The 12,390-nt window shown below is 58.4% G+C and carries 11 protein-coding genes and 2 tRNA genes; 5 read left to right on the top strand and 8 right to left on the bottom strand.

Translation table 11 applies throughout. The features are described 5' to 3' along the window. Positions 1-25: 25 nt before the first annotated feature. The 3 genes from H8B20_RS04110 to uvrB all read right to left on the bottom strand — a co-directional run bounded on the left by H8B20_RS04110 (position 26) and on the right by uvrB (position 4,000). A tRNA-Ala gene (locus H8B20_RS04110) sits at positions 26-101 on the bottom strand. A 249-nt stretch (positions 102-350) separates the two neighbouring features. Then, on the bottom strand, positions 351-1,832 hold the full coding sequence (gene gltX / locus H8B20_RS04105; protein ID WP_210622422.1) for a glutamate--tRNA ligase: 1,482 nt from the start codon (positions 1,830-1,832) through the stop codon (positions 351-353). A 152-nt stretch (positions 1,833-1,984) separates the two neighbouring features. Continuing rightward, the gene (gene uvrB / locus H8B20_RS04100) at positions 1,985-4,000 is read right to left on the bottom strand and encodes an excinuclease ABC subunit UvrB (RefSeq protein WP_115147583.1); all 2,016 of its coding nucleotides are present in this window, start codon (positions 3,998-4,000) and stop codon (positions 1,985-1,987) included. A gap of 336 nt (positions 4,001-4,336) precedes the next feature. Here uvrB and H8B20_RS04095 point away from each other — a divergent pair, with 336 nt between their 5' ends. Both H8B20_RS04095 and H8B20_RS04090 read left to right on the top strand, forming a co-directional pair. Next, entirely contained in the window at positions 4,337-5,533 is a 1,197-nt protein-coding gene (locus H8B20_RS04095; RefSeq protein ID WP_210622421.1) for an amino acid aminotransferase, read from the top strand. 223 nt (positions 5,534-5,756) lie between these two features. Further along, positions 5,757-5,957: a hypothetical protein gene (locus H8B20_RS04090; protein WP_115147584.1), complete on the top strand. Its 201-nt coding sequence runs from the start codon at positions 5,757-5,759 to the stop codon at positions 5,955-5,957. Here H8B20_RS04090 and H8B20_RS04085 read toward each other — a convergent pair. Then, positions 5,954-6,184 carry a hypothetical protein gene (locus tag H8B20_RS04085; RefSeq protein WP_042558588.1) on the bottom strand — a complete coding sequence of 77 codons (231 nt, stop codon included), beginning with the start codon at positions 6,182-6,184 and terminating at the stop codon, positions 5,954-5,956. The two genes, H8B20_RS04090 and H8B20_RS04085, sit on opposite strands and share 4 nt — an antisense overlap. Before the next feature lie 219 nt (positions 6,185-6,403). Between H8B20_RS04085 and H8B20_RS04080 the strand changes: the two genes are divergently transcribed. Next, positions 6,404-6,479 (top strand) — tRNA-Asn (locus H8B20_RS04080). 205 nt (positions 6,480-6,684) lie between these two features. Here H8B20_RS04080 and H8B20_RS04075 read toward each other — a convergent pair. Continuing rightward, on the bottom strand, positions 6,685-8,211 hold the full coding sequence (locus H8B20_RS04075; protein WP_210622420.1) for a nucleobase:cation symporter-2 family protein: 1,527 nt from the start codon (positions 8,209-8,211) through the stop codon (positions 6,685-6,687). 255 nt (positions 8,212-8,466) lie between these two features. On the opposite strand from H8B20_RS04075, the gene H8B20_RS04070 reads away from it, so the two are divergent. Continuing rightward, positions 8,467-8,751, top strand: coding sequence for a BrnT family toxin (locus tag H8B20_RS04070; protein WP_210622524.1), 285 nt, complete (start codon positions 8,467-8,469; stop codon positions 8,749-8,751). A gap of 3 nt (positions 8,752-8,754) precedes the next feature. Continuing rightward, positions 8,755-9,090, top strand: a complete 336-nt coding sequence (locus H8B20_RS04065) for a BrnA antitoxin family protein (protein ID WP_210622419.1) — start codon at positions 8,755-8,757, stop codon at positions 9,088-9,090. Between the two features lie 3 nt (positions 9,091-9,093). On the opposite strand, the gene H8B20_RS04060 is transcribed toward H8B20_RS04065, so the two are convergent. The 3 genes from H8B20_RS04060 to H8B20_RS04050 all read right to left on the bottom strand — a co-directional run bounded on the left by H8B20_RS04060 (position 9,094) and on the right by H8B20_RS04050 (position 12,364). Next, entirely contained in the window at positions 9,094-9,921 is an 828-nt protein-coding gene (locus tag H8B20_RS04060; RefSeq protein WP_115147587.1) for an arylamine N-acetyltransferase family protein, read from the bottom strand. 100 nt (positions 9,922-10,021) lie between these two features. Next, the gene (xth, locus tag H8B20_RS04055) at positions 10,022-10,816 is read right to left on the bottom strand and encodes an exodeoxyribonuclease III (protein ID WP_047300440.1); all 795 of its coding nucleotides are present in this window, start codon (positions 10,814-10,816) and stop codon (positions 10,022-10,024) included. Between the two features lie 105 nt (positions 10,817-10,921). Further along, the gene (locus tag H8B20_RS04050) at positions 10,922-12,364 is read right to left on the bottom strand and encodes a mechanosensitive ion channel family protein (RefSeq protein ID WP_210622418.1); all 1,443 of its coding nucleotides are present in this window, start codon (positions 12,362-12,364) and stop codon (positions 10,922-10,924) included. Positions 12,365-12,390 lie beyond the last annotated feature (26 nt).

Genomic DNA, 12,390 nt, shown 5'->3' with positions numbered 1-12,390 from the left:
TGTGGCCAGACCTTGAAGTGTAAATTGGTGGAGCTAAGCGGGATCGAACCGCTGACCTCCTGCATGCCATGCAGGCGCTCTCCCAGCTGAGCTATAGCCCCTCATCGTTGATGTCATCGCTGAGGACGGGGCGAATCTTAATGGCGCTTCGGAGGGCTGTCAAACTTATTTTTAAAAAAAATCAAAGTTTTTTGCCGACATAACAATCACTTACCGCCCTCCCCCCGTAAATTCGGGAGGTTTACAACCTGCGCAGAACGGTAGGAGCTGCCAAAGGCTGCGATCTTTTGATCCTGTTTTTAAAAACCAACGTCAAAAGATCGCAGCGTGCCGCCACGCCAACAGGGGAATCAGGCGATGGCGGCCAGCAGTTTTTCCCACTCTTTGTTTTCTTTCTTCGACACGCCGCCCAGCAGGTCGATCGCCTGACGCAGACGGAAGCGGGTCAGGTCCGGCCCGAGGATTTCCATCGCATCGAGCACCGACACCGAACTCGCCTGCCCGGTGATTGCCGCGAACATCAACGGCATCGCATCACGCAGTTTCAGCTCCAGCGACTCAACCACCGCCTGAATCGTCGCGGTGATGCTGTCCTTCTCCCACTGACGCAGGCTTTCCAGCTTCCACAGAATCAACTGCATCAACTGCCGAACCTGATCACCCGAGAGCTTTTTCGATTCAAACAGCTTGGCATCCGGATTAACACCGCCGGCGAAGAAGAACCCGGCCAACGGTGCGACCTGGCTGAAGGTTTCAACACGGCCCTGCACGTGCGGCGCGATCTTCATCATGTATTCCGGGTTCAGTGCCCAGGTCTGCAAACGGCTGGCGAACTCTTCGACCGGCAGATCACGCAGCCACTGGCCATTGAGCCACGACAGTTTCTCGATGTCGAAGATCGGTCCGCCGAGGGACACACGCTTGAGGTCGAAGTTGTCGACCATTTCCTGAAGCGAGAACTTTTCGCGCTCGTCCGGCATCGACCAGCCCATGCGGCCCAGGTAGTTGAGCATCGCTTCCGGCATGAAGCCCATGCGCTCGTAGAAAGTCACCGAGGTCGGGTTCTTGCGCTTGGACAGCTTGCTCTTGTCCGGGTTACGCAGCAGCGGCATGTAGCACAGCTCCGGTTGTTCCCAGCCGAAGTACTCGTAAAGCAGGATCAGTTTTGGCGCCGACGGCAGCCATTCTTCGCCGCGCAGTACGTGGGTGATGCCCATCAAGTGATCGTCGACCACGTTGGCGAGGAAGTACGTCGGCAGGCCGTCGGTCTTCATCAGCACTTGCATGTCCATGCGGTCCCACGGGATCTCGACATCACCACGCAGCATGTCCGGCACCACGCAGACGCCTTCGCTCGGCACTTTCATGCGGATCACGTGAGGCTCGCCAGCGGCCAGACGTGCGGCAACTTCTTCTTTGGACAGCAGCAGCGCGCGGCCGTCGTAACGTGGAGTTTCGCCACGCGCCTGTTGCTCGGCGCGCATCTGGTCCAGCTCTTCTGCCGTGCAGAAGCACGGGAAAGCGTGACCCAGCTCAACCAGTTGCTGGCAATATTTCTGGTAGATATCGCCACGCTCGCTCTGGCGATACGGGCCGTGCGGGCCGCCGACGTCCGGGCCTTCGCTCCACTCGATGCCGAGCCAGCGCAGGGCGTCGAAGATCTGCTGTTCGGACTCGCGGGTCGAACGCAACTGATCGGTGTCTTCGATCCGCAGGATGAACTCACCGCCATGCTGCTTGGCAAAGCAGTAGTTGAACAATGCGATGTAAGCGGTACCTACATGGGGATCCCCGGTAGGCGATGGCGCGATGCGAGTGCGGACGGTGGTCATGGCATGTCTCGAAAAGAATGAAAAGCAAAGATCAATAAGCGGCGAATGGTAACAGGCGACACCCGCCCCGCTCCAGCGGGCAGGGTATTTAAGCCAGGTTTATGTCCGTCAGGTCCGTTGGCCGCGATGAGGGCGGATAGCTCACCGCACAATCACACAGCCAAAAGACGCTCGCGCAGCTTGGCAATTTCATCACGCATCTGCGCCGCCGCTTCAAACTCCAGGTCCCGAGCAAGCTGATACATCTTCTCTTCCAGCGCCCGAATCCGCTTGGTGATCTCGCTTGGCGAGCGCAATTCGGCCTCGTACTTGGCGTTTTCTTCGGCGGCCTTGGCCATGCCCTTGCGCTTCTTGCTGCGCGAGCCAGGCACCGTGGCGCCTTCCATGATGTCGGCAACGTCCTTGAACACACCCTTAGGCGTGATGCCATTGGCCAGGTTGAAAGCGATCTGCTTGTCGCGACGGCGTTCGGTTTCGCCAATCGCGCGCTCCATCGAACCGGTAATGCGATCGGCGTAGAGAATCGCCCGGCCATTGAGATTACGCGCCGCACGGCCGATGGTCTGGATCAGCGAGCGCTCGGAGCGCAGGAAGCCTTCCTTGTCCGCATCGAGGATCGCTACCAGCGACACCTCCGGCATGTCCAGGCCTTCACGCAACAGGTTGATCCCGACCAGTACATCAAAAGTGCCGAGGCGCAGGTCACGGATGATTTCAACCCGCTCGACGGTGTCGATATCCGAGTGCAGATAACGCACACGCACGCCGTGGTCGGCGAGGTAATCGGTCAAATCCTCCGACATGCGCTTGGTCAGCGTGGTGACCAACACGCGCTCTTCCAGCGCCACACGCTTGGTGATTTCCGAGAGCAGATCATCAACCTGAGTCAACGCCGGACGGATTTCGATTTGCGGGTCCACCAAGCCGGTCGGACGCACCAGTTGCTCGACAACGCGACCGGCGTGTTCCGCCTCGTAATTGCCAGGCGTGGCCGAGACGAAAATCGTTTGCGGGCTGATGCCTTCGAATTCGTCGAAACGCATAGGCCGGTTGTCCAGCGCCGATGGCAGACGAAAACCGTACTCCACCAGAGTTTCTTTACGCGAGCGGTCACCTTTATACATCGCGCCGACCTGCGGCACGCTGACGTGGGATTCGTCGATCACCAGCAAGGCGTCGGCCGGCAGGTAGTCGAACAAGGTCGGCGGCGCCTGACCGGAGTCGCGACCCGACAGGTAACGCGAGTAGTTTTCGATGCCGTTGCAGTAGCCCAGCTCAAGAATCATCTCCAGATCGAAACGAGTGCGCTGCTCCAGACGCTGGGCTTCCACCAGTTTGTTGTTGCTGCGCAGGTATTCGAGACGCTCCTGCAACTCGACCTTGATGCCCTCGATGGCGCCAAGCAGGGTTTCGCGCGGCGTCACGTAGTGGCTTTTCGGGTAAAACGTGAAGCGCGGCATCTTGCGGATGACTTCGCCTGTCAGCGGATCGAACGCGGAAATACTCTCGACCTCGTCATCGAACAGCTCGATGCGGATGGCTTCCAGATCCGATTCCGCCGGGTAGATGTCGATCACATCGCCGCGCACGCGAAAGGTCGCGCGGGCAAAATCCATGTCATTGCGGGTGTATTGCAGATCGGCCAGACGCCGCAGCAGCGCACGCTGATCAAGTTTGTCGCCGCGATCGACGTGCAACACCATCTTCAAATAGGTTTCCGGGCTACCCAGACCATAGATGCAAGACACCGTGGTAACGATGATCGAGTCCTTGCGCTCAAGCAGTGCTTTGGTCGCGGAAAGGCGCATCTGTTCAATGTGGTCGTTGATCGACGCATCCTTCTCGATGAAGGTGTCGGACGACGGCACATACGCTTCGGGTTGGTAGTAGTCGTAGTAGGAAACAAAGTACTCGACCGAGTTGTTCGGGAAAAACGCCTTGAACTCGCCGTACAGCTGCGCGGCCAAGGTCTTGTTCGGCGCCAGCACCAGAGTCGGGCGCTGAATTTGCGCGATGACATTGGCGATGCTGAAGGTCTTTCCCGAGCCGGTCACACCGAGCAGCGTCTGGTGCGCCAACCCGGCCTCGATGCCCTCAACCAACTGGCGGATGGCTTCCGGCTGATCGCCGGCGGGCTCAAAGCGGGTGACTAGCTGGAATTCGGACATACACACCTCTGGGATCGCGGGGTTCCGAGTAAAGCGGAACACCACGGGGACGACCGCAAACGACCGATGTCGCGCAAGAAAAATCTGGATTGTGCTGAATGTGGTGGCGATTGCCTTGGCTTTCAAGGCAAACGTCCTACATCCGGTAAAAACTCTGACACGTTCAATCGACTAACGGTCAAGAAATAATCGGAAAAACTTACCCTAAAAGCCGAATCGCCTGTCGCCATTGCTCGGTGATGGCCTCTATACTAGCTCCCCGTTTGTGCACCGCTCTAGTGCAACCGGCTGGAGCGCGACACGTCCCTCCACTCTCCATTCAGAGCCGCCGCAAAAATGAGCCTGTTCTCCGCTGTCGAAATGGCACCCCGCGATCCAATCCTGGGCCTCAACGAAGCATTCAACGCCGATACCCGGACCACGAAGGTCAACCTGGGCGTAGGTGTTTACTGCAACGAAGAGGGGCGAATTCCACTTCTGCGCGCCGTTATCGAAGCCGAAACGATCCGCGTCGCTCAACACGCTTCGCGCGGTTACCTGCCGATCGATGGCATCGCTGCCTACGACCAGGCCGTGCAAAAGCTGCTGTTCGGTAACGACTCGCCGCTGATCAGCGCCGGTCGTGTCATCACCACTCAGGCCGTCGGCGGGACCGGCGCACTTAAAATCGGTGCCGACTTCCTCAAGCAACTGCTGCCGAACGCGGTTGTGGCGATCAGCGACCCGAGCTGGGAAAACCACCGTGCGCTGTTCGAAACCGCCGGTTTCCCGGTGCAGAACTACCGTTACTACGATGCCGCCACCCACGACGTGAACCGTGCCGGCATGCTCGAGGACCTCAACGCCCTGCCAAACGGCTCGATCGTTATCCTGCACGCCTGCTGCCACAACCCGACCGGTGTCGACCTGACCCCGGCGGACTGGAACAACGTGCTGGAAGTGGTAAAAGTCAAAGGTCACGTGCCGTTCCTCGACATGGCTTACCAGGGCTTCGGCGACGGCATCGACGAAGACGCCGCGGCTGTGCGCCTGTTCGCAGAATCGGGCCTGACCTTCTTCGTTTCGAGCTCGTTCTCCAAGTCGTTTTCGCTGTATGGCGAGCGCGTGGGTGCACTGTCGATCATCAGCGAGTCGAAAGAAGAAAGCGCGCGCGTGCTGTCGCAAGTCAAACGCGTGATCCGCACCAACTACTCCAACCCGCCGACCCACGGTGCAAGCATCGTCGCCGCCGTGTTGAACAGCCCGGAACTGCGCGCGCAGTGGGAAGCCGAACTGGCGGAAATGCGCCTGCGTATTCGTGGCATGCGCGAGCAAATGGTCAGCCTGCTGGCAGAAAAAGCACCGCAGCGCGACTTCAGCTTCGTCGGCCGTCAGCGTGGCATGTTCTCCTACTCTGGCCTGACCACTGAACAGGTTCATCGCCTGCGCAACGAGTTCGGCATCTACGCCCTGGACACCGGCCGCATCTGCGTCGCTGCGCTGAACCAGAGCAACATCAAGGCTGTAACCGATGCGATTGTTCAGGTCATCTGATTTCGCATTGTGATGAAAAACGGGAAGCCTTCTGGCTTCCCGTTTTTATTTGTCCCGGTAAACAGTCCACACCCTCTAAACTGCACACAGATTTAACTGTGGGAGCGAGCCAGCTCGCGAAAGCGCTGTGTCATTCAACTTATTGTCGACTGACACAAAGCCTTCGCGAGCAGGCTCGCTCCCACAGGGTATGAGTCAACCCGAGAATTCTGCGAGAGCCAACATGAAAAACGACAACCTGCGCGCCGACCGTGACGAAATGGATGATTTCATCCCGCGCGCCCCGGCCAAACGCGAAAAAAGCCTGGTGCTGCAAGTGGCGACCGGGGTGTTTCTCGGCGGCCTGGTCTTGTGGCTGGTGCAACTGGCAACCACCGCGGCTTACGCCAAGTTGATGATGGGGACCATCACTTTCGGCAGTTAAGCCAGTTCGCTCGCACGCTGGCTGGCGGCATCGTCATAGACAACGTAAAGCGATTCGGCAATCTGGCTTTTGATGGCCTTGGCAGTTTCCAGGCCGAGGACAAAACCCTCAGCCTTGCCGCCAGCGCGATTCAATTCTTCAGCGGTGCTGGCCTGAGTGATTGCATCGAAGAGTTTTTCGGCGTGCGGGCCGACGCCTTTTGGCAGGCTGATTTGAGCGGTGGTCATGCGAGCACCTCGATGTACAGTGATGTGTGATTCATGGCGCGTACCTTTTCGGCGAATGGCCGGCAGCGCGTGTGACCACTTCCGGGCGGCCATGGTAGACCCCTGAGGCGATTCTGGTAACCGCCAATTGCCGGTAAACCACCGTCCGTCCTGACGAATTGCACAATTCAACAACAGACGCTTGACTTCTCTTTTTGAATCAGTAACATACGCACCAATTCCGCAATAGCTCAGTTGGTAGAGCAAGTGACTGTTAATCACTGGGTCCCTGGTTCGAGTCCAGGTTGTGGAGCCAAATAGCAAAGCCCCTGAATCGAAAGGTTCAGGGGCTTTTTTGTGGGCGCTCGGAAAGATCAAAAGATCGCAGCCTGCGGCAGCTCCTACAATTTGAAATGCATTCCCCCTGATGGAGCTGCCGAAGGCTGCGATCTTTTGATCTCCACGAAAACGAAAAGGCCGATCTGCCTTCCGACAGATCGGCCTTTTTATTCGATCAGCGATCAAACATGCTCGCTGCTTTTCATCTGCACCTTCGGTGCACCGTGACCATGGTCGTGATCCGCGTCCACTTCGATCACCGGCACTTCCTTGCCATCGCAGTCATGCAGTTTGCCGTCGCTGAAGTAGTCACCCTCACGCAGCGCCGCCAGATCGCGATAGCGCAGAGTTCGCTCCTCCGCCACCGCAAACACCGACTGCTGGTCAGAGTTGCCGGTAGTGAAGTGGTTGAACGCCAGGTTAAGCAGGATCGCCATGATCGCCGACGAGCTGATGCCCGAGTGGAAAATGGTCGCAAACCAGCTCGGAAATTGATCGTAGAAGCTCGGCGCAGCAATCGGGATCATGCCAAAACCAATCGAGGTCGCGACGATGATCAGATTGACGTTGTTACGGTAGTCAACCTTCGACAACGTACGGATACCACTCGCGGCCACGGTGCCAAACAACACAATACCTGCGCCGCCGAGTACCGAAGTCGGCACTGCCGCGATCACTCGGCCCATGAATGGCAGCAGGCCGAGGACTACCAGAAACAGACCACCGGTGGCGACCACAAAACGACTCTTGATCCCGGTCACCGCCACCAGGCCGACGTTCTGGGCGAAGGCGCTCTGGGTGAACGAGCCGAAGATCGGCGCAAACATGCTCGACAGCATGTCCGCGCGCAGTCCATTGCCCAGACGTTTGGAATCGACCTTGGTGCCAATGATTTCACCCACCGCGAGAATGTCCGCCGAGGTTTCCACAAGCGTCACCATGACCACGATGCACATCGACAGGATCGCTGCGAAGTGGAAAGTCGGCATGCCGAAATGGAACGGCGTCGGGAAGCCGAACATCGGGCCGGTGGTGACGCCAGAGAAGTCGGCCATGCCAAGGAACACGGCCAGCACGGTGCCGATCACCATCGCCAACAGGATCGACAAGCGCGAGATGGTCGAGCTGCCGACCTTGCTCAGCAGTAACACCAGCACCAGCGTGACCGCCGCCAGACCAATGTTCTGCATGCTGCCGAAGTCCGGCGCGTGGCTATTACCGCCCATGGCCCAGCGCGCGGCCACCGGCATCAGAGTGAGGCCGATGGTAGTGATCACAATGCCGGTCACCAGCGGCGGGAAGAACTTGGTAATGCGCGAGAACACCGGGGTAATCAACAGACCGATCAGCGACGCGGCAATCACCGCGCCAAGCACCGACTGGAAGCCACCCTCCCCGCCACTGCTGACGATCGCGACCATGGTCGCAACGCCGGAAAACGACACACCCTGTACCAGCGGCAACTGACAGCCGAAAAACGGTAGACCCAGGGTTTGCAGCAGCGTCGCCAGCCCCCCCGCAAACAATGAAGCAGCAATCAACAAACCAATGTCTGCGGGCGACAGCCCGGCCGCCTGACCGATGATCAGTGGCACCGCGACGATACCGCCATACATGGTCAGAACATGTTGCAGGCCGTAAGCCATATTCGCGCCGACCCCGAGGTTTTCGTCCTCGGGCCGTTGGTGTGAAACATGGGGCGTTTTCATGGTGGGGGGGTTCCCTGGTTTTTGTTATGCGCACACTGTATTCAATACTCGTGACAAATGTCCATAGAGTTGTATACAACTTATCAGTCAGATAATGGATAGGTAGCCACCCAAGCTTCTATCTCGCAGCTTCCATCCCCCACAAATCCGGCAACACATCCCCTCCTGCCCCTGCTCTATCTACCACTAGGCTGAAGTGTCCATGGCGACCGACGGTGCGGTCGCGCCCTTTTTTATACATATAAAGTATGCATAATTAAGTCATTCGACATTCATTACGACAAAAGCAAGAACGCAGCCAATAAACTCAAGCACAGGGGTGTCAGCCTTGCAGAGACTGAAGCGGTTTTTCACGATGAACGCGCACTGACCATTGAGGACAACGACCATGACGAACAACGCTGGATCACCCTCGGCCTCGATGCCAGGGGACGTTTATTGGTCGTTGCGTACAGTTACCGCGAAGCGAATGTCGTACGCGTTATTTCTGCACGTTTCGCCACCCCGAGCGAACGTTGCGAGTATTTTCTGGAGGCTTGACCGATGAAAGATGAATATGACTTCTCTCAGGGAAAACGTGGCGCAGCGGTGTCCACCAAGGGCAAAACCCGCATCACCATCATGCTCGACGATGCCGTTATAGACGCCGCGCGCACGGTGGCGGAAAACGAGGGGTTTGGTTATCAGACGGTGATCAACAACACCCTGCGCCATGCGCTGCTCGACAGCGCTGGCGATAAGGGCCAAGCCGATGACTCGGCCCATTCCGGGCAGTTCAAGAAAGGCATCACGGCCGCCGACCTCAAGAGCCTTGAGAAGAAACTGTCGGCAGCGGCAGGGGAAATTCGCCGGGTATTGGAGCCGGATGCGAAGCCATAGGCCTCAGGCCGGGACAATCAACCGCGCCAAGGTGTCGCGCACATGCGGCCGCTCAGGCAAATGTAGATCGAACTCCTGCAGCAGCAACTCAATCAGTTCATCGACGTCGATGACATCACGCCGCTCGCTCTCGGCGCCGATGCGGTGGATCGCGAAACTGCCATTGTTCAATGTGCGCCGCCAGCCATCGCCAGTACGCGCAACCATCAGGCGATTGGCAAACGGTGATTGCGGATGCGTCGAGACGTACCAGTTGCCGATGGTGAAATCGATGTCTTCCTGGCGTTGCAGATCAAACAGGTACATCGGCCGCCATTCGCCCCCGACATTGGCGCGCAGCATGTAGCCATCGGGTTGTTTTTCGATGCGATAAGGTTCGTGCGGTGTGGCTTGCTCGGCCTCGGTATCCAGCATCAGCGGTGCGGTCGGCACCATGCCGCCGAAGCCGACATCGGTGACGTAGCGCACGCCGTCGAGGGTTACCAGACTCAAGCGATGGGTGCGCGCGGTCCAGGTGCCTTCGGGCTGATTCATGACCACTCGCCCGCTGATGGCACGAACGTCGAAGCCCAATTCAAGCAACAGGGCAAAAAACAGATGATTGAGTTCGTAGCAGTAACCGCCGCGACCACCGTGCAAGACTTTCTGCTCGATCGAGGCAAGATCGATCAATACCGGGGCGCCGGTGACCGTTGCGAGATTTTCAAAGGTGAAAGCGCCGGTATGGCGCCATTGCAACTCGCGCAGGGTTTCCAGGGTCGGCGGCGGTGGCGCCTCGAAACCCAGGCGTTGCAGGTATTGTTTCAGATTCGTCAGACGTGGCTCACTCATTGCTCAGTCCTTATGCATGGGGCCGCAAGTCACTGCGTTGATGGTCGCCAGGGATACGGTATGGGGCGTTGAATTCAACAATTGATTTCACCAATCGCCTCTAGCGTTTTTTCCGTGATCCGATGCGAATCCATGTCGGTGCATGGTCGCTGGCGTGCGGCTCATTGCGCACCCAGGCATCTACGCCGGCCTCATGCAGGTAAGGACTCAGCGCCGGATTGAGTAACAGATGGTCGATGCGCAGGCCAGAGTTGCTCTGCCAGTGCTGGCGGAAATAATCCCAGAAGGTATAGAGGCGCTCTTCGGGATACAGATGCCGCAGCGAATCGGTCCAGCCCTGATCCAGCAATCGCTGATAACACTCGCGGCTTTCGGGTTGCAGCAACGCATCCTTCAGCCATGACCGAGTGTTGTAGATGTCCATGTCGGTGGGCACGACGTTGTAGTCGCCGGCCAGCACCACGGGGTGATCACTGCTTTGCAGGTCTTTCGCATAGGCGATCAGCCGTTCGAACCATGCCAGTTTGTAATCGAATTTCGGCCCCGGCTGCGGGTTGCCGTTGGGCAGGTACAGGCAACCGACCAACACGCCGTGCACCGCCGCTTCCAGATAGCGACTGTGCTTGTCCTCGGGATCACCTGGCAAGCCGCGCCGACTCTCCAGTGGTTGCGCATCGCGGGCGAGGATCGCCACACCGTTCCATGCCGCCTGACCGTGCCAGATCGCGCCGTAACCGGCCGCTTCCAGTTCGGTGGCAGGGAACGCGCTGTCGAGCGATTTGAGTTCTTGCAGACAAACGATGTCCGGCTGCTCGCGCTTGAGCCACTCCAGCAGATTGGGCAGCCGCGCGCGCAGGCCGTTGACGTTGAAGGTGGCGATCCGCAGGTTTTTCATCGTCCGGGGCTCGTGTCAGAGGTTGTGAAAAATCTGACCTGATCGCCCCCGCACTGGTTGCATTGAATCGTTCCGCGACAGCGTGCGACAACAGCGCTCAAAGGCTCAGGCGCGACTGCGCAGCCACTGCAAAAAGCCTTTCTTTGGCACCACCACCGGCGCTTCCTCGGTCAGCGATTGCGCCTTGTGCAGACGGTAATCAAACAGCGCCGTCATTGCATCGTTGATGTCGTGCCGCGCATCGAGACACGGCTTGAGATAGGACTTCTCGATGCGATACAGGGCGCAAAAGGTTTTTGCCGTGAAATCCGCCGGCAACGACGTATCGGCGAGAATTCCGGCCTCGCCGATCACTTCCCCCGGGCCCATGCGCCCGGACTCGAACGGTGTGCCGTTACGCTTCAATGTCACCGAGACCACCCCCGACTCGACAATGAACAAGTGATCGCTGACCTCCCCGCCCGCCAGAATCACCTCACCGGCGCGGAAAGTTTGCAGGACCATGTTCTGGCTGAAGGTGTCCTTTTCTTCCTGGCGCAACGTCGAAAAGATCGGTGAGCTGTCGAGCAACGCACGCGGTCGCGACGAATGGGTCGGTACGTCACCTTCATTGCTCGACAGCAGATTGACCCCGGATGCCTGCAAGTGCCGATAAGCCAGATCAAACAGCTGATTGCGTACCAACCGCTTCTCGCTCATCGAGGCAACGAAACCGCTGATCTCGTATTCGGCGCCACTGCTGCCAGAGCTTTTCAACGCCACGCTCGGTGCGGGCGTGTCGAGCAGTTGCCGACAGCCCTGCATCGCCCGCTCCAGCGCGTCGATCACCGAATAGGGACGCGCATGGGGGCTGACCTGCACACTGACCGATACGCCGAACATATTGCTCGGCCGACTGAAGTTGATGATCTTGGCCTTGGCCGCCAACGAATTGGGAATCACCGCCATGCTGCCCTGACTGGTTTGCAGACGCGTGGCACGCCAGTCGATATCAGTGACGCGGCCTTCGGTGCCGTCGATGGAAATCCAGTCATCCAGCTGATACGGCTTGGTGGTGTTGAGGACGATGCCGGAAAACACGTCGCTCAGCGTGCTCTGCAAGGCCAGACCGACGATGATCGCCAGTGCGCCGGACGTCGCCAGCACTCCTTTGACCGGCAGATCCAGCACGTACGCCAATGCCGCGATGATTGCGATCAGGAAAATCACCGCGCCGAGCAAATCCTGGAGCAGCCGCCCGGTGTGCCCGACCCGCTGCATCATGACCGCACCGATCAACACCGTTAGCGTGCGCGCGCCGAATAACCACCAGCCGATCTGCAACCCGGTCGCCGCCAGGTGCAGAGGAACGTTGTCGGCCCATGGCGCAGGCTCCATCGGATTGAGCCCTTCGTTGAACAGCAGAAGGCTGAACACCGCGAAAATCAGCACCCGCACCAGCAGTTTCCATTCACTGCCATGGGAGCTGATCAGACGCCAGAGTCCGAGATCGAGCAGGATCAGGACAAACGCGCAAAATAACGGATGTTCAGTCAGCAGAGACAGCATCAAACAACTCCGACGAAGGCTAATCG

The organism is Pseudomonas sp. P42, assembly GCF_017973755.1.
Classification (GTDB): Bacteria; Pseudomonadota; Gammaproteobacteria; order Pseudomonadales; family Pseudomonadaceae; genus Aquipseudomonas; species Aquipseudomonas iridis.
The sequence above is the reverse complement of the archived record's forward strand: the minus strand, read 5'-3'. Positions and strand labels throughout refer to the sequence as shown.